Annotated in this window: 15 protein-coding genes; 6 read left to right on the top strand and 9 right to left on the bottom strand. The window is 60.2% G+C overall.

Annotation, left to right across the window (positions count from 1 at the left end):
* Nucleotides 1–81: 81 nt before the first annotated feature.
* Entirely contained in the window at nucleotides 82–456 is a 375-nt protein-coding gene (locus tag ORG26_RS16875; RefSeq protein WP_266363813.1) for a hypothetical protein, read from the top strand.
* A gap of 51 nt (nucleotides 457–507) precedes the next feature.
* On the opposite strand, the gene ORG26_RS16870 is transcribed toward ORG26_RS16875, so the two are convergent.
* Nucleotides 508–999, bottom strand: coding sequence for a D-Ala-D-Ala carboxypeptidase family metallohydrolase (locus ORG26_RS16870; RefSeq protein WP_266363812.1), 492 nt, complete (start codon nucleotides 997–999; stop codon nucleotides 508–510).
* Between the two features lie 184 nt (nucleotides 1000–1183).
* Between ORG26_RS16870 and ORG26_RS16865 the strand changes: the two genes are divergently transcribed.
* Nucleotides 1184–2584, top strand: a complete 1401-nt coding sequence (locus ORG26_RS16865; protein ID WP_266363810.1) for a sulfatase — start codon at nucleotides 1184–1186, stop codon at nucleotides 2582–2584.
* Nucleotides 2585–2631: 47 nt separating this feature from the next.
* On the opposite strand, the gene nfi is transcribed toward ORG26_RS16865, so the two are convergent.
* The 6 genes from nfi to ORG26_RS16835 all read right to left on the bottom strand — a co-directional run bounded on the left by nfi (nucleotide 2632) and on the right by ORG26_RS16835 (nucleotide 10784).
* A complete protein-coding gene (nfi, locus tag ORG26_RS16860; protein ID WP_266363808.1) occupies nucleotides 2632–3339 on the bottom strand; it encodes a deoxyribonuclease V in 708 nt (235 codons plus the stop codon).
* Between the two features lie 60 nt (nucleotides 3340–3399).
* Entirely contained in the window at nucleotides 3400–4140 is a 741-nt protein-coding gene (locus ORG26_RS16855; RefSeq protein ID WP_266363807.1) for a C40 family peptidase, read from the bottom strand.
* Between the two features lie 48 nt (nucleotides 4141–4188).
* Nucleotides 4189–5238, bottom strand: a complete 1050-nt coding sequence (locus ORG26_RS16850) for a saccharopine dehydrogenase family protein (RefSeq protein WP_266363805.1) — start codon at nucleotides 5236–5238, stop codon at nucleotides 4189–4191.
* A gap of 81 nt (nucleotides 5239–5319) precedes the next feature.
* Complete coding sequence (locus ORG26_RS16845; RefSeq protein WP_266363803.1) at nucleotides 5320–6861, bottom strand: S41 family peptidase; 1542 nt, start codon at nucleotides 6859–6861, stop codon at nucleotides 5320–5322.
* Between the two features lie 50 nt (nucleotides 6862–6911).
* A complete protein-coding gene (locus tag ORG26_RS16840) occupies nucleotides 6912–8069 on the bottom strand; it encodes a helix-turn-helix domain-containing protein (protein ID WP_266363801.1) in 1158 nt (385 codons plus the stop codon).
* 63 nt (nucleotides 8070–8132) lie between these two features.
* Nucleotides 8133–10784 (bottom strand): cation-translocating P-type ATPase, encoded by a 2652-nt coding sequence (locus tag ORG26_RS16835; RefSeq protein ID WP_266363799.1) that lies wholly within the window; start codon nucleotides 10782–10784, stop codon nucleotides 8133–8135.
* Between the two features lie 159 nt (nucleotides 10785–10943).
* Between ORG26_RS16835 and ORG26_RS16830 the strand changes: the two genes are divergently transcribed.
* Nucleotides 10944–12269 carry an MFS transporter gene (locus ORG26_RS16830; RefSeq protein ID WP_266363797.1) on the top strand — a complete coding sequence of 442 codons (1326 nt, stop codon included), beginning with the start codon at nucleotides 10944–10946 and terminating at the stop codon, nucleotides 12267–12269.
* Nucleotides 12270–12453: 184 nt separating this feature from the next.
* Here the strand turns inward: ORG26_RS16830 and ORG26_RS16825 are convergent, their stop codons facing one another.
* Complete coding sequence (locus ORG26_RS16825) at nucleotides 12454–14667, bottom strand: DUF5916 domain-containing protein (RefSeq protein WP_266363796.1); 2214 nt, start codon at nucleotides 14665–14667, stop codon at nucleotides 12454–12456.
* 232 nt (nucleotides 14668–14899) lie between these two features.
* Between ORG26_RS16825 and ORG26_RS16820 the strand changes: the two genes are divergently transcribed.
* From ORG26_RS16820 to ORG26_RS16810, 3 genes are all read left to right on the top strand, one after another.
* Complete coding sequence (locus tag ORG26_RS16820; protein WP_266363794.1) at nucleotides 14900–15295, top strand: GxxExxY protein; 396 nt, start codon at nucleotides 14900–14902, stop codon at nucleotides 15293–15295.
* Nucleotides 15296–15327: 32 nt separating this feature from the next.
* Entirely contained in the window at nucleotides 15328–16353 is a 1026-nt protein-coding gene (locus tag ORG26_RS16815; protein WP_266363792.1) for a dipeptide epimerase, read from the top strand.
* Between the two features lie 111 nt (nucleotides 16354–16464).
* On the top strand, nucleotides 16465–17535 hold the full coding sequence (locus ORG26_RS16810) for an aminotransferase class I/II-fold pyridoxal phosphate-dependent enzyme (RefSeq protein WP_266363790.1): 1071 nt from the start codon (nucleotides 16465–16467) through the stop codon (nucleotides 17533–17535).
* Here the strand turns inward: ORG26_RS16810 and ORG26_RS16805 are convergent.
* A complete protein-coding gene (locus tag ORG26_RS16805; RefSeq protein ID WP_266363788.1) occupies nucleotides 17519–17824 on the bottom strand; it encodes a hypothetical protein in 306 nt (101 codons plus the stop codon). The two genes, ORG26_RS16810 and ORG26_RS16805, sit on opposite strands and share 17 nt — an antisense overlap.
* Between the last annotated feature and the right edge of the window lie 31 nt (nucleotides 17825–17855).

Genomic DNA, 17855 nt, shown 5'->3' with positions numbered 1-17855 from the left:
CCCATATCGGGAATGTGACATTTTTGATGTTTTCCGGTCTCAAGACTGAATATAATTTCTCTGACCTGGAAAATTGCCGATATGTATCTGTTCTACCCTTTTTACCCGGATCACGACCGACTGAAAAGCTTGATTACTGAGCATCGGGAAGTGAAGCGGCGTATTAAACAACTTAAAAATATAGGACTTCAGTATTTACATAAAGAAATAGAATTATCGGTACTCGAAGACAGGCTCAGAAGTCAGCGCGTATACGTCAATTCAGGGGCTGATCCGGAAGAAAAACAAAGTCGGCTGGACGCGCTGGAGGAGCAAATTCAGGCGTTGCGCTACCACGAACTACCCATTCTTGATTTTTACCGCCACGAATACCGGCAGAAGCAGACCCGGCTGGCGGAACTGGAAAAAGACATTCGCCAGCTGATGGGCAATTACAGCCGCTGGCATTTGAACTAGGCCTCCCCTTTTTTAGTCTGGCGACCCGGCACAGTGCCGGGTCGTTCTTTTTCAGGCCGTCAGATACTGCGTTTTTCCTTTGACCGACTTCACGGCCCGCAGGACCTGCTGCTTCTTTTCGCTGGAATAAGACACGTGTACCCAGTCGTCAAATTCCTGAATTAGTTGATCGAAGGGAAGTTTGCGGGCGCGGATGTACTGAAAAAGCTCCTCCGCACTCATGCCCGGCACGTAGATATCCGCCGCCTCTCCCTGCATATGCTGGCTGGTCTTCGAACCGCCGATCTTGGCGTTGAGCCGCGGGCAGCGGTAGCCGCTGGTGACGATGACCGGTTTGTTGAGGCTCATCCGCAGGGGTTCCAGCACGTGCTGGCAGAGCTGACGCAGGCTTTCGATCACGTCCAGAGGCGGCTGAAACTGTTCGGTGTAGTTGTTCCGGACGGCGGCCTGGCTGGCAAGCATTTCGTGCAGGGAAAAATTGGCGGTCAAGCGCTGGTCGGGCACCTTGACCATTCCGGAAACGGGTCTGGATTGAGTTACCATACGAATTAAGGGCTGGATTTAGAGCAAGTTACAGGACTTTCCGGCTCCTGACAAGGGTGGAAACTACGCTATTTAGCCACCGGTAACCCTACGCCGGAGGAACCATCTGCCCAGGCAGCGTCCTTCGCCCGACCGTCCCCTTCTTCCATGAGTAGATCACGGCCCGGATTTGTATTCAGAGAGCATGCACCGTTCGTTTGTTCTCCTGCTGCTGCTGCTGTCGGCCGTCCTGATCAGCGCTGCCCTCCAGCCCCGGCCGGCCGTTCGCCGCCCGAACATCGTCTTTATTCTGGCCGACGACCTGGGCTATAGTGACCTGCGCTGCTATGGCAATCCGTTCAACGAAACGCCCGTCCTTGACTCGCTGGCCCGGCACGGACTGCGGTTTACGCAGGCGTATGCGGCGGCCCCGGTCTGCTCACCCTCGCGGGCGGCCCTGCTGACGGGCAAGCACCCGGCCCGCCTGCACCTGACCAACTTTCTGGTCGGCGACCGGGTCGATTCGGCCTCTCCGCTCCGTCCGGCACCCTGGCGACCTTACCTGCCCGGTTCGGAGGTTACGCTGGCCGAACGGCTGAAAGCGCTGGGGTACGCCACCGGCATGGTCGGCAAATGGCACTTGGGTTCGGCCGATTCGCTGACGCCGACCGCGCAAGGTTTCGACTACGAACGGCAGATCAGCAAAAACGGGCTGGATTACTACAATTACGGCATCAGTTCGGCCAACAAACCCGTTTTTGAAGACAAAGGCAACGAGTACCTGACCGACAAGCTCACCGATTACGCGCTGGAATTCCTAGGCCAGCAAACGGCGCAGAAACCGTTCTTTCTGTACCTGGCCTATTCGGCCCCGCATATTCTGCTGGTGCCCCGCGCCGACAAGCTGGGCCGGTTTCTGTACCGCTATCCGCGTTTCAAAGGCAAGTACAACCCCAGTTATGCCGCCATGCTACTGAGTATGGACGAAGGCATCGGCCGGGTTTTGCAGCAGTTAAAGGCCAACGGGTTCGACGACAATACGCTGGTTATTTTTACCTCCGACAACGGGGGACTGGGCATGCCGGAGGCCGGTCCGGCGCCCACCGACAACGCCCCGCTGCGTTCGTGGAAAGGACATCTGTACGAAGGCGGCATCCGGGTGCCGATGATTATGCGCTGGAAAGGCGTCATTCCGGAAAATACCGTCACGAGTCAGTACCTCACCGGAACGGACTTTGTTCCCACCCTGCTGGAACTGCTTGGCGCTCCCAAAGCCCCCTTCCCGGACGGCCGGAGCTTCGCCGCGCTGCTCCGCAATCCCGCCCAGACGCAGGCGCGTGGCCCGGTTTTCTGGCATTACCCGCACTTCAGCAACCAGCTGAGCGCCCCGTCCGGAGCCATTCGCGAAGGCGATTACAAGCTGATTGAGCATTTTGAAACCGGCCGAACCGAACTCTACAATCTGACCGCCGACCTCTCGGAAACCACCGACCTCAGCGCCCGCGAGCCCGCCAAAACCCGCGACCTCCATCAAAAACTGAAGCAGTGGCGGGCAGAAGTGCGGGCCAACATGCCGCTGGCGAATCCGGCTTTTAGCAGGAAGTAAAGGGCTGTTTTGGTGCTTTTCATCCCCCGGTAAGCGTGCCCGCCCTGTTAGTCCGATGGCTTCTCAGTCGACTCCGCCCCCTGCGCCCGCCGCAGGGCGTTGACCAGCAAATGCGCCCGGCGCGTGGGTTCGGGAAGCCGGTAGCCACCGTCGGTGCGCAGGGTCAGGTCGAGGGCCGAGGGCAGGTCGATGAGGTTTCCGGGGGAAATGTACACCGGATTGACCTTGTTTTTGGTCCGTAAGGCGGCCCCGATGGTTTCGCCCCGGTGAATCATGGGCGACCAGGACCCGCGTTCGGGGGCCGGTTCGTCGTATTTGCCCACCAGCACCGATTTTCCGCAGCCGAACGTCGGGATATTGAGCCAGAGCCCGGCATGAGCCGCAATCCCGATCCGGCGCGGGTGGGCGATGCCGTGCCCGTCGAACATGACCACGTCGGGCTGCTGCTTCAGGTTGGCCCAGGCTTCCAGCAGGGAGGGAATTTCGCGGAACGACAGCAGTCCCGGCACGTACGGAAACGTCGTTTCGCTGACCACCCCGGCCTCTTCGACCGTTTCCAGCGTGTCCAGCCGGATGACCACGATGCCCGCGTAGACGGTTGTTTCGAATTTATTGAACGAAATGTCGCATCCGGCAATCAGCTCAACCGGCTTTTCCAGCGGCTGAATGCGAATCTGGCTTCGGAGCCGCTGCTGCAGGGCGACGGCTTCTTCGGGGGTAACGTTCCAATCGTGAAGGGTGTGGATGCGGCTCATAGTGCTGATGATACTCCCAACAGAACTGCCGAGGCCCCGGGAAAGTTACGGACGCGGCCGTCAGGGCCGGGCGTAGCGCAGAATCCGGTGCCATTTCCCGGCCTGGTAAGGCGTCGTCCGGACCACCGTCCCGCTGTACGGCGCTTCGATCAGCTGCCGGTCGCCCACGTAAATGCCGACATGCGACCACTGGTTGTTCTTGTGTTTGCGAACCAGCAGATCGCCGGGCTGCGGGTCTCCGGTGACGGTTTTAAAATCCGGGCTGGAAACCAGTCCGGCCACCGCCCGGGAGCCATTCCCGCCCCGGTAAGGTAACCCGATGTCTTCCATGACGTAGCGGACGAGGCCCGAGCAGTCGAGGGTTCCGCGGTTGGTCTGGCGGTTGAAGGTGGGTGATCCGTACGGCACGCCCAGATAGGCAAACGCCCCGGCGGCCAGCTTTTGTCCGGCCGAATTGCCCGCGGCGCGGTCCGGAACCGGCGTCGTTTTGGTCAGCACAAACCGCAGCAGCGGGTAAACCAGGGCGGATTTCCAATGCGCCAGACTGAGGGCGGGTTGCTGCTGGTGCAGGTGGTGGGCCAGCGGCGTGCGTACCGGCCGGAAATACTGGTTGTAATCGACTTCGAGATGCCGGTGGTCGATGATGCTTTCAAGCAGGTACAAAAGCTCTTTTCGGGTGGCTACGTTGCCAAATCGATTTTGCAGGACGCTTTCGTACTTCTGGTAGAAGGCCTCACCGCTGGTTTGCGCCCACCCGGACGTCGCGACCAGCAGCAGCAGGCCACAGATCAGTTGCTTCATAGGGCTACTAACGCCCGCCCAGGTCATTTTGGTTTCCTCAGCTTGTCCTTATACCCGCCGGACGCCCTCGATTTCCAGAATCAGGTCGGCGCCGTATAAACCCGCAGGCGTCTGAAAACCCGCTTTAACGTTGCCCTGAAGCACTTTCTGCGTGATGTTCAGCGCCGTCCGGGCGGTCAGGTGATACCCGTCCGGCCCTTCCAGCCGCGTCACGACCGAGTCGCCCGCGGCATTCCACACCCGACCCCAGACCAGCGTCCGGGCTTTTTGACGGGCTTCGGCTCCCGGTCCGGTCAGCGCCCTGTCGATGCGGTTTCGGATAAAGTTCTGAACCCGCGGCGTTTTCAGAAGGGGGCCGAGCCAGTTCAGGGCTTTGGCTCCCAGAATCTGCGCCTGGGGCGCGGCCATAAACGTTTCGATGTTGGGAATGCCGGTCGTGCGGTAAGCCGTTGCCAGATCGGCCCACGGAATGGTCATGCAGTAGAGCTTTCGGCCCCCGGCGAAGGTGACCTCGATCACTTTTTCGGCATTGGAAACGGGCTTGAGCACGCCGGCCTCCCGCACAAACCCACCCGAACCCAGGTTTTCGACCGCCGTCAGGGCCGTGCCGTGCGAGACCGAGCCGCCGACGTTGGCGAAAGCCAGCTGCAAATGCGTGGCGTCGGGGAGTTGGTCCTTCAGAAAACGGGCCGAGCAGTCGGTCGGCACCACATCGAAGCCCACGCCCGACATCAGCATCACGTTCCGCTCCCGGGCCCGGGCGTCGAGGGCCGCGCCCGTTTCGAACACGGCGATTTCGCCCGTGATGTCGAGGTAGTGGGTGCCCGTCCGCAGACAGGCTTCCTGCATGGGGGCCGCCGTGCGCGAAAACGGTCCGGCGCAGTGCAGCACGACGGGCAGGCCGTCCAGCGCCCGGTCGAGGGCGGCCGCGTCGGTCAGGTCGGCGAGGCGGTACGAGAGACCGTGCTTTTCGGCGAGGGGCCGGATTTTCTCCTCACTGCGGCCCGCCAGCACGGGCGTCAGGCCAAACGACGCGGCCTGCTCGATAATCAGCCCGGCGGTGTAGCCGTTGGCCCCGTACAACAGAAATTGATTCATCTTTTTTTCGGTTCATCGATGGACAAAGCCCGCCGTTTCAACGGCGGGTTCACAGACGACAAACCAGCCGCCGTAACCGTTTCAACGGTTTTGCACCGTGGTTGTTCCGGTTTCCGGCTTCAAAATCAGCTTTTTCACGAATTCCCCCTGTGCGTCGCGGTGTTCGAGCAGGTTGACTATCGTGGTCGGCACGGCATGATCCGGAAACGTTCCGCGCCCCGGCTGCGCCGGTTCGGGCACGGCGTTGCGGTAATACACCAGCGGCGTACTGACCTGAATGCCCGATTTCGGCAGTTCGAGATTGATGAAACTGCTGCCGTTGCCGCCTTCGTAGGCCCCGCCGGATTCTTCCCCGATAAAGACGCCGACCCGGTTGGCGTGGGCCACGGCCAGAAACTCGGAGGCGGTCGATACGCTCTGGCCGTTCATCAGGATGTACACCTTGCCCCGGAACCGGTTCGGTTTCGGCTCGTAGCGTTTCGGCTCGCGGGTATCGCTGCCCTGCTTGAGGGTGAAGGTCCCGTCGGGTTCGGGAATGAGTTCATTCTTCACATTTTTCCGGTCCTCTTCCGACAGGTCCGAGAATTTCAGAAACTCGCTGCTGTCGGTCACGCTGTGCTGCCGGGTGTAATACGGCACGGCCGAATCGCCTTTGGCCAGGTAGGTAAACAGCTCGATTCCCTGGCTGTCCCAGCCGCCCCGGTTGTCCCTAAGATCGACGATCAGGTTTCGGACGTCCTTTTTTGCCATTTTTTCGAGGCTTTCGTCCATAAATTTCCGGAAGGTGCTGACGGCCTGTTCACCGTTCGACGCCCCGTATCCCCCAAATCCATCGAAGCGCAGGTAGGCGGTCTGGGGAATATCTTCCGGAAAGGAAAGCCGCCAGGGATGCTTCGGCTTCTTTTTATTATACCAGGCCAGCATCTGTTTGTTGACGGGATTCTTCTTAACGTCCCGAAGCCAGGACCGGAATGGTTTGGCCGGGGCCTCGAACCGTACCGTATCGCCCGTCAGGCTTCTGAACGTGAAGGAATACGTTTCGGGCTGGCCGAGGTACCAGTAATAAAACAGGGAGAACAGCTCCCCGCGCAGCGCCGACGACCTCGACGCTTCGATGGAGCCGTCGGTCCAGTAGTACCGATACACCTGCTGCCGAATCTCATCCATCGGCTGCCCGTTGATGCTCAGCACTTCAAAACCCGGCTGGATGGTCTTGTCCGACGTGCCGTTAAAGAGCACATAGGAACGCTTTTCGAACGGAAACAGGAAAAACGGAATCGTTTTCAGGTTTCGGTTAAACTGCTCCAGCCAGTTTTTGGACGGCAGGGCGTGCGTGTGGGCGCAGCGGATGTCGGCCATCAGCGCCGAAACCGTTTTGAAAAAGCGGTAAAAAGGCTGCGGCTGGTCCAGGCTGCGGTCGAGGCTGTCCAGACGGGCCTGCATGGCGGCTTTCGGCGTATACCGGTACAGGCCCGGATGCGTTTCCTCCAGTAGCCGGCGCAGATACCGGAAATCGGCCTGCATGTCGGCGGGTTGCAGGATGCGGGTGGAGAGCGGGTCGGTTCCGGATTGAGCATGGCTTCCCAGCGGAAGCAGGAACAGCAGGCAGATGAGCCATTTCATAAAGCGTTGTTTTTTGCACAAAACAGGCGAAAAACGGCCCATCGGTCTGCTCAAATCCGGATTTGAGAGGTATTTCCGGGGGCAGATTCGGCAAATTCTCTGGGCGACACGCCCGTCATCTGCTTGAACACCCGCTGAAACGTGGCCTGCGAATTAAAACCGCACTCGAAGGCGATGCCCGTCAGCGTCAGGTGTTCGCTGGCCGAAGTCGCCAGCCGCTGCTTGACGGCCTCGACCCGGTACTCGTTGACAAACGTGTTGAAGCTCTTCCGAAGGTGCTGGTTGAGGACGAACGACACCGTTTTGGGAGGCAGTTGCAGCGTTCTGGCCACCTTCTCGACGGTCAGTTCCGGGTCCAGGTAAAGCCGCTCCGACTGCATGGCGTTCTGCAGCTGCCCGACCGTTTTGTCCACCTGTTCAGGCGGCAAAGTCGTGGCGACAGTTTTCCGGGACGGCTTTTCGACCGGATGGCGGCGGGCGTGCAGGTATCCTTTCAGGCCCATCCAGTAAATCAGAATCGCGATGGGAATGTACAGCGGGTACCAGCCCACGCTGTCGAGCAGGGCCGACCGCGTCCCCGGAAGAATGTACGGCACCAGATGGACCAGCCAGATCGCCTGAAAAAGCAGCAGACCCGTCAGCGCCTGACGCAGCCACCGGATGTTCCGGCGCGCCTCTTCATCGCCTTCGCGCCTTTCCGGCGCTTTCCGGGCCAGCCAGCGCCAGGCCAGCACCAGATAGACCGTCATCGAGACCCAGCGCGGAATATCGACGTACATGTTGTATTCCGTCATGACGTTGCCCCACGAAGGCCCGTCCTGCATCGGAAACTTGCGCAGCAGCAGTCCGAAGATAAACGTCCAGCCGATCAGGGGCGCGCCCCAGTCCAGCACGACGGGGTAAAAATGCCGCCGTTCGGCTTTCCCGAGGCGAAAAGTCGGATCGAGCACGGACCGGGTGTAGAAGTAGATCAGCGGCCCCAGCGGCATGGCGTTGAACAGCGGAGCCAGATCGATGAAATGGCTGAGGTAAACGTTGTTCACCGGTACGCCGACCGCAAAGCTCATCAGCGCCAGAAAGCCGATCAGCGTGCCCAGCAGCCGGTTGGAAAGCCGGTTGCCGCCCCGACTGAACCACAGCATACCGGCCAGGATCAAACCCTGAATGGCACCGAGAAGCAGGATGAGGTCGAGCGGAGGAATGGTCATAAGGCAAGATACGGAAAAGCCGGACAATCGGTCTGACCGTCCGGATTAAGTTTACGGACAGGCTTATGTGTTTCCCCTGACCATCCGGGCCACCTGAACCACCAGCAGCGGCACGATCCCCGCCGCCCCAATCAGTTCCAGCGCCGGCCCGTTCAGGGGCTGAATCGACAGCACGTCGCGCAGCACGGGGACGTAATACGTCAGCAGCAAAATGCCGATGCACAGCCCCAGAGCCAGCCAGATGAACCGGTTGCGGGTGATTTCGTTCCGGAAAAAAGACCGCTCGGAGTGCAGGTTGAAGACGTGCAGTAGCTGCGCCAGCGACAGGGCGTAAAACGTAATGGTGTTGCCCGTCGTGCCATCCATGCCCAGTTGCCGGGTGGCGTACCAGAACGCCGCCAGCACGGAGACCGTCATCACCAGGGCATAGCCGCCGATCTCCCGCCAGTCCCGGTTCGACAGCAGCGGCAGTTTGGGGTCGCGGGGCGGACGGTGCATGAGCGCCTCGTTCTCCCGCCCGACGCCCAGCGCCAGAGCCGGAAAAACGTCCGTCACGATGTTGATGAACAGAATCTGCAGCGGCAGCAGCGGCGTTCCGACGTTCAGGAATCCGGCGAATGTGACCACAAACACCTCACTCAGGTTGCACGAAAGCAGGAACAGGATGAACTTCCGGATATTCTCAAAAATGACCCGCCCCTGCGCAATGGCCCGGACAATGGACGTAAACGAATCGTCCTTGAGCACCATATCGGCCGTTTCGGCGGCGACCTGCGTGCCCCGCAGGCCCATCGCAATGCCGATGTCGGACTTTTTCAGCGCCGGGGCGTCGTTGACGCCGTCGCCCGTCATGCCGACGATGTGGCCGTCCTGCTGGTAGAGGTCGATCATGTCCAGTTTCTGCCCCGGACTCACCCGCGCGAAAACCCGGCACCGCAGAATGTGTTCTTTTTCCTGTGCGGAAAGTTCGGTGAGCGGTTTGAGGTCGCGGCCCGTCAGCGCCATTTCCTCGCCGGGTTCAATGAGTTTCACTTTGGAAGCGATGGTCAGGGCCGTGGCCGGGTGGTCGCCGGTCACCATGATGACTTTGATACCGGCGCGGCGGCAGGCTTCTAGGGCGGGCGTCACTTCCGTGCGGGGCGGGTCCAGAAAGCCGATCAGGCCGAGGTAGGTCAGATCTTTATCGGCAAAATCGTCGGCCAGGCGCTCGTCGGTTTCGCGGTAGGCAAACGCCAGCGTCCGCAGTCCTTCGGCCGATAACTGCTCGGAAATCGCCACAAACTCATCCACGGATTTCCCATTCGGCGCGCAGCGGGCCAGCACTTCCTCCACCGCGCCTTTGACGGCCACAAAATACCGCCCGCCGGTTTCGTGCAGCGTGCCCATGATGCGGGTTTCGGAACTGAAGGCTTTTTCGGCCCGGCGCGGAAACTGCCCGTTTACCTGCTCTGGATCGACGCCCGCCGCCAGGGCAAATTTCAGCAGCGAGACTTCGACCGGGTCGCCGACCTCTTTTTCTTCGGCCGGTTCGTAACTCGCGTTGTTGCAAAGCACGCCGACCTGCACCAGCCTGTCGAAAAGGTCGTGCCCTGCAATGGCTTCGTCGCCGTTGAGCACCGTGAGGGCTTCCGCCCGCTCTTCCACGCGCACTTCGGCGGCGGCTTCGGGCAGTTGCACCCGGTTCACCTGAATGCGGTTGAGGGTCAGCGTGCCGGTTTTGTCGGTAAAGATAACGTCCGTCCCGCCCAGCGTTTCCACCGCCGAAAGCCGCTTAACGATGACTTTTTTGCGGGCCAGCCGCAGCATTCCGTACGCCAGTGCAATGGTGGCGACCACCGACATGCCTTCCGGAATGGCCGCAATCGCCAGCGCAATGGCCGTTTCGACCAACCGCCGGACCTCTTCGCCCCGAATCAGTCCCGCAATCAGAAAAAGCACGGCCAGTCCGACCGTAATCCAGATCAGCCGTTTCGCCAGCGCGTCGAGTTTGGCTTCCAGCGGGGTCGCCGTCCGCTCGGCACTCTCGACGAGGGCGGCAATTTTGCCCAACTCCGTACCGGCCCCGATGCCGGTGATGATGGCCCGCCCGTTGCCCGCCGTGACAGCCGTCCCTTTGAACAGCCGGTTGTGCTGCTCGGCCAGCGGGGCATCGTCCGGCGGCAGATCGGTATTCTTGGGCACTGGCAGCGATTCGCCCGTCAGCGCCGACTCATCCACTTCCAACTGGTTGAAGGCGAACAGGCTCGCGTCGGCAGCCACCACATCGCCCGCTTCCACCAGCAGGATATCGCCGAGCGTGACCTCCTCCGATGAAATCTCCTGCGCCCGACCGTCGCGCAGCACCCGTGCCGGGGCCGTGTCCATTTTGCGAAGCGCGTCCATCGACTGCGACGCGTTCCATTCCAGAATAAAACCCGTAGCGGCGTTGATGAGCAGGACGGCGATGATGGCGTACCCTTCGACTGTATCGCCGAGAAAAAACGAAATGGCCGCCGCCCCGGCGAGCACGTAGACAATGATACCGGTAAACTGCCTCAGCAGAATCGCCAGGGCACTTTCGCGTTCCGCTTCGGGCAGAGCATTCGGACCTAGTTCGTCGAGGCGGCGGCGGGCTTCGTCGGTGGTCAGCCCGGTATGCGGAGCTGTTTGCAGAGTTCGCTCTAGTTCGTCGGCGGACAGGCGGTGTGGATTTTCGGGCGGGGCGAGGGTGTTCATCGGCTACATTTTTACTGGAAAAATAAAGAACAACCAATCACGGCTGACGCTTTACCCGCAAAAACACAATCATTTAACAGTGTCGTTAACAGGAATTTATTCTCTGGGGCAAAACATTTTCCGAACAAATCGTTTTTGCGACATAATCCACATCCGTTCATGCAGGCTTCCCTCCCGGCAACCCGTCCCTATCCACTCAGTCTCCGCGACAGCCGCCCGTTGCGCTACGTCACATTTTTTTACCTGTACGTCATGCAGGGCATTCCGGCCGGTTTTGCGCTGTATGCCCTGGCTAATTATTTGACAGCGAAAGGACTTACTTCGGCGGCGGTTGGGCAGTTTGCGGCGGTGGTGGGCTTTCCGTGGGCGATTCAGTTCGTGTGGGGGCCGGTCATCGACAAATATCAGGGGTCGGCGATGGGCGAGCGGCGGCCGTGGGTGCTGCTGGCGCAGTTTCTGGCCTTTCTGGCCTCGCTGGGCATTCTGCTGGTGGACGACCCGGTACGGCAGATCGGAATGCTGTCGGTCGTTCTTTTCATCCACAGCGTTTTTGCGTCGGTTCAGGATGCCAGCGTGGATGCTCTGGCAATTTCGGTGATTCCGGAACGCGAGCGGGGTCGGATCAACGCCTTCATGCGGGGCGGCTTTCTGTCGGGCATTTCGCTGGGGGCGGCGCTGCTTTCGTACCTGATGCGGAACGAAGGGTTTACGTTTGCGGCGGCCGTGCAGTCGGCCCTGCTGCTGGCGTTTACGGTGTTGACGTTTTTCATCAAGGAGCAGTCCGACGACGCCCTGCTGCCGACGCAGGCGCGGCCGGTCCCTTCGTCGCCGGATGCGGTGGTGCGTCCGCGGAGCATCCGGCAGAACCACGCCCTGAACTGGCTTTTCCGCGAACTGTTCCGGGGCCTGACGACCCGCCGGAGCCTGCTGCTGTTTCTGCCGATGCTGGCCTATTATGCCTGCGTGAGTGTCTTCAACCGAGCGTATTCGTATCACCTCATCAGCCGGCTGGGCTGGGCCGACACCGACGTTTCGGTTCTGCAGGGAACGCTCGGCACCGGGATTATTCTGGCCGTGGTACTCACCGGCGGCGTGCTGGCCGACCGCTTCGGACCGGCGCGTTTACTGCTGGTCGTGATGGTATTCAACTGCCTGAGTTATTTCGTCTTCAACCTCCTGAGTCCGTACTGGACCGACCCGACGCTGTCGCGCAGCATTCTGGTCCTCTGGACGCTGATGGACCCGATCTTCAGCGTGGCGAGCATGCCGCTGCTGATGGCCCTCTGCCGCCGCCACGTCGAAGGCTCCCAGTTTACGACCTACATGGCGCTGGTCAACCTCTGCGACATCATCGGCGCGTATACGTCCGGTCAGGCCCAGATGCACCTGAGCGCCCCGACGATTGGCCTCCTCTGCGGCGGCGTGATGGCCGTGGCGCTGGGCGTGGCCGCGCGGGGGGTGCGGTACGCGGCGAAGGCAGTTTGACGGAGTTTGTGCCAATGAAGAACCTTCATTTTGCTGGCTTTTGCGTATCTTCAGGCTATGTTTGATAGTATCTCTCGCAGATTAACGCGGATTTCTAACGCAGATTTTCACTGATTTTTTCTGCGAAAATCTGCGTTAGAAATCCGCGTTAATCTACGAGAAACAGCTCTCTGAGAAGTGAACCTCACACATTCAACCAATACGACAACTTCACCACCAGCGCCCGGTTTTTCACCGGCAAGGCGGGCGGCAAATAGTTCTCCGTGTACACGATAAACAGGTCCGAGACGGGCTTGAAACGCCACTGCAAACGGCTGTTCAGGTTCACGTTGCGGGCCTGCTCGTTGTATTGCAGCCAGGTGGTCACGAAAAGCGAACGGGTGAACGACAGGTCCAGCCGCGGGCCCACCAGCCAGAACGCCCGCGAATGGTACGGCTCCGGCTGCCGGATGTTGTTGTACTCGGCCGCCACCGCCAGCGAGCCGTAGGGCTGAAACCGGTAGCTCAGCACCGGCACCAGATTGAAATTCGTTCCGCGAAAATACGTCCCCGTCCAGCCCTCCACGTTCAGCGTCAGCAGTCGGCGCCGGTCGGAGCTGAAGAACCAGAACGCGCCGCGTGACCGGTAGGACGTGCTCGACGGAAGCGGGCGGCCGCCGGAATTGGTCGGGTCGAAAGGGGCAAACAGGTAGGTGTAATAATTATAGTGGCCGATCCCGAATTGGGTTGTGTTCCGGAGCGTCACGTCATAGAAAAAATCCAGTTCGCGGTCGTAAAGCCGGCCGTTCAGACCGTAATAAATGCGCGCCTCGGTGCCCGGTCCGTGGCTGACGATGGGGTGCCCCGGCCGCTTCGTGTAAAATTTATAGGAAGCTTTCGGAAAAAAGCCCCACTGCCCGGCGCGAGCGACAAAACCCACGTCGTTGATGCGGTAGTCGCGTCCCACGTATTCGTGCGCCCACTCCAGCTCCCAGTTTTCGGTGGTGTAGTTCAGAAACAGGCCGTGCGCAGCGGTTTCGTAGGGACGGCTGTTGCGGATGTCGGCCCGGAAAGCCTTGTGCAGCCACACCTTCCCCGACCAGCGGTTGTCTTCGGTCAGCAGGTTGAATTCCCCGCCCGCCACCCGCGTAAACGGGCTCGCCCCGCCCCCACCCTGCCGGTCTACGACGAATGCCACCGCATTGGAACGGGCAAAAACCTGCCGCTGCACAATCGCCACCGTGTAGTTCTGGGCCGCAATGCCCCGGTCGGCCTGCCGGGCGGTCCGGGTGTTGAGCAGCCCAATTCGCCAGGCCTTGTCAATTTTTCCACTCAACCGGGCTCCGTACAGGATCGGGTTCTGGACAATCAGGCCCGTTGTGGTGTCGCGGCCGATGCCGATGCGGCGGGAGAAAAACGGGCGCGTCTGCTCGAAGCCGAGGTTGGCGAAGAGGTCGTTGTTTTCCAGAAAAAACTGCCGCCGTTCCGGAAAAAACAGCTCAAACCGATTCAGGTTCGTCACCTGCTGGTCCACTTCCACCTGCGAAAAATCGGGGTTGACGGTCAGGTCGAGGTTCAGGGAAGGCGTGATGGCGACTTTGGCATCGAACCCGACGTCTGAGCCGAATTCCCGCGTGCGGTAGCGGCCGTCCGCGTTGCGCAGCGGCTGACCCGTAGCGGTGCGGCTGTAAATGTCCGTTCCGCGGCCGGTGACGTACGGAATCAGCGAGATATTGGCCCCCGGATGCGGGAGCGGCGTGGCAAACCGGACCGTATCGGCAAACGATAGGGCCGAGACGCTGTAGGCAATCGGCACCCGCCGCCACGCACTCCGCTGGTTGTTCTTCACGTCGTTGCGGGCGAAATTCATCAGAAACTGCTGAGCGCCTTTTTTGAAACGCAGCGACGTAAACGGAATCATCATTTCGCCTTGCCAGCGGTCGGGGAAGCGGCGAACCACCGAACGCCACTTGTTGTCCCACTCTGACGCCACCTCCTCGCCGTTGAACATCTGCCCTTCGCGCTCGACGCCCAGGGGCGTAAACTGGAACGTAAAGCCGTTGGTGCGGTCGCCGAAGGGGTCGATGTAGATGGAAATGTTGTCGTTGGTGTCCCAGTCGTAATCGCGGCGGAGCGAGCGGACGATGTAGCGTTTCTGCGGGTCGCGGTCGTAACAGATCACGGCGATGTAGAGGTGGCGCTGGTCGTAGGTCAGGCGGACTTCGGTGGAGTTATAGGCCCGGGCGGTATCGTTGGGGAAATTCAGCGTAAAGTCGGTCGCTACCTGAGCGCGCCGCCAGACAGACTCGTTCAGCAGGCCGTCGAGGTGAACGGTGGAATCGGTGGGCGCGACCAGGAGCGGCTGAGCGGCGGCTTTTGTCAGGCAAACAAGAAAAAGGAACGGTAAAAGGAAGCGCATAAACAAGGGTTGACCGGGCGCTTGGGTAACGGGAAGGTGACTTATTTGGTTCGGTTACTTTTGGGGAAGCGGGTCGTCTTACGGGTTGGTTGTTCCTCGCAGATTCTCGCTGATTTCAAGGCGCAGATTTTCGCAGAAGAATTTGCGCCTTGAAATCAGCGAGAATCTGCGCCCTAGAAATCAGCGAGAATCTGCGAGAAAAACAAAAGCTCAGACTTTAAAATCATTTCCCATGCCCACCGAAAAAACACTAAACGAACTCTCCTATCTCATCCGGGGCGCGGCGTTCAAAGTACATTCCCACTTAGGTCCCGGCCTTCTGGAATCTGTTTACGAAGCCGCCCTGACTTACGAATTACAAAAATCCGGCTTGAAAATCCGCACCCAGGCTGGCATTCCCATGCATTACGACAGCCTCCGGTTTGACATCGGATTCCGGCTGGACATCCTGGTCGAGGAGCGTGTCATCATCGAAGTCAAATCCGTCGAAAGCCTGACCGACGTTCATTACAAACAACTTTTAACGTATTTGAAACTGACCGAAAAAAAGCTCGGCTTCCTCATCAACTTCAACGTATCAAGTCTGGAAAACAAAGTCTCGTTGGTTCGTCTGGCAAATAACCTGTAATTTTCCGCGAAATCTGCGAACACCAACCCGCCATGCGCCTTTTTTTCCACCGCTTCGACCTTCGCCTAAAACACACCTTTACCATCGCCCACGACTCCCGCGACGTGCAGCCGACGCTGGTTGTCGAGTTGCAGGACGGCCATTTCCGGGGTTTTGGCGAAGCGACTTCCAATAAATATTACGGCATTACCCTCGACAGCATGGTGGCGGCCCTCGAAGCCCTCCGTCCGCTGATCGAGTCCGACGACTGGAAAACGGCCGAAAGCCTCTGGGACCTGGCGCATCCCCATCTGAAGGACAACCCGTTTGCCCAGTGCGCGCTGGACGAAGCCGCCCACGACCTCGTCGCCAAACGCGAAGGCAGAAAGCTTTACGAACGCTGGGGACTTTCGCCGGACCACCTTCCGATGACTAACTACACCATCGGCATCGACACGGTCGAAACAATGGTGTCCAAAATGCAGGAACTGCCCTGGCCGCTGTACAAAATCAAGCTCGGGACGTCCGACGACCTGGCCATCATCCGCGAACTCCGCCGCCATACGGACGCCACTTTCCGCGTCGACGCCAACTGCGCCTGGACAGCCGAACAGACTATCGCGTTCGCCCCTGAACTGAAAAAACTGGGTGTCGAATTCATCGAACAGCCGCTGAAAGCCACCGATTGGGACGGTATGAAACGGGTTTATGCCGAAAGTGCGTTGCCCGTCCTGGCCGATGAAAGCTGCATTGTGGAAAGCGACGTGGACAAGTGCGCGGGCTATTTTCACGGCATCAACATCAAACTGACCAAGTGCGGCGGCCTCACTCCCGCCCGGCGCATGATTGCGGCTGCCCGGCGGCACGGCATGACGGTCATGGTCGGCTGCATGAACGAAACCAGCGTCGGCATTTCGGCCATCGGTCAACTGCTCCCGCTGCTGGACTACGTGGACATGGACGGCACGCTGCTCATCACCAACGACCCGGCCACCGGCGTGACGTTCGATTTCGGCCGGGTAATTTACGCGGCGGAAAACGGCACCGGCGCCCGTCTGAACCGGGATTCCACGGATTAACGGATTTACCAGGATGCTCCGCTTTTCAGGCCGCACCTGCCTCCGAGATCAGGCACCCATTCGCCTGCAACCATCAAAGTCAATCCGTTAATCAGCGTAATCCAAGTTCAGATGTACACCATTGATCACCTTCCCGGCCGCACCATCCAGTTCGACGGGCGGGAGCACCTTTTCTTCAGCGGCACGGCCTACCTCGGCATCGCGCAGAACCCGGCCTTCCGGGCGCTGCTCGCCGAAAGCATGGAGCGGTACGGCACCGTTTTCGGCTCGTCGCGCAACGGGAATCTGCGACTCGGCATCTACGAAGAAGCGGAGGAAAAGCTGGCCCGGTTTGCGGGGCTGGAAACCGCCCTGACCATGTCGTCGGGCATGATGGCCGGGCAGGTCGTGGTCCAGTATCTGCGGGCCGAAGGCTACGGCTTTCTGTATGCGCCCGGCGCCCACCCGGCCATCTGGCAGGACGCCCGGACGCAGTTGCCCCGGCTCTCCTTCGGCGAATGGACGGCCCAGGTGCCCCGGCTGGTCGAGGCGGCGGGCGAACACCTGGTCATCGCCCTCAACTCGCTGGATGCCGTGCGGTCGGAAGCCTACCCGTTCGACTGGGTAGCCCACCTCCCCGCCGACCGGCAGATCACGCTGCTGGTGGACGATTCGCACGGACTAGGCGTCATCGGGCCGGACGGCAGCGGCATTGCCGCCCTGGTTCCGAAGCGGGAAAACGTGCGGCTTCTCATAACGGCTTCGCTGGCGAAAGCCCTGGGGCTACCCGGCGGCGTGGTGCTGGGCGATTCCGAAACGCTGGCGGCGATCCGGCACACGGCGTTTTTTGGGGCCTGTTCGCCCATTTCGCCCGCTTATCTGGCGGCTTTTGTCCGGGCGGAAGACCTGTACCGGAACGCCTATGGCCGGCTGAATGAAAACATCCGACGGGCGGAGTCGCTGCTCGACACAACCGGCCTTTTTGCGCATATTCCCGGTTATCCGGTCTTTTACACCCCGCACGACGGGCTGTATCCCAGTCTGCTGGACGACGACATTCTCATCTACCAGTTCGCCTATCCAACACCCGCCGACAAGCCCAATACGCGCCTGGTTATCAGCGCCCTGCATACGCCGGACGATCTCGGTCGGCTGGGAACGGCGGTCGGCCGGTTTGCGCAAACGGTCAGTCAATCGCGCTGATGTCGGCGGCACCGGCCCCCACCTGGAGGCTGTAGAAAGCGCCATCGAGCGCAAACTCAAAGCGGTCGGGAACGTCGGGGTGGCGGTAGAGATCGATGTTCAGCTGGATGCGCTGGTTGTGGATGAACGCGGAGCTGATGGAATAACCCGGCTGGCAGGGACGGCGGGCATCGGTGCGGGCGACAATGAGTTTGACCGGCCAGGCTTTTTTGGTAAGTTGCGTGTAGCCGCCTGACTGCTGGACAATCAGGTATTCACCCTTGAGCAGGGTGTTAAGCGAGGTTTTCATGCGGTACGGTGACGTTGAGTTACGGGGTTGA

It is taken from the genome of Tellurirhabdus rosea (assembly GCF_026278345.1).
GTDB classification, from domain to species: Bacteria; Bacteroidota; Bacteroidia; order Cytophagales; family Spirosomataceae; genus Tellurirhabdus; species Tellurirhabdus rosea.
Note: the sequence above shows the minus strand (reverse complement) of the source record. Positions and strands in the feature narration are given on the sequence as shown.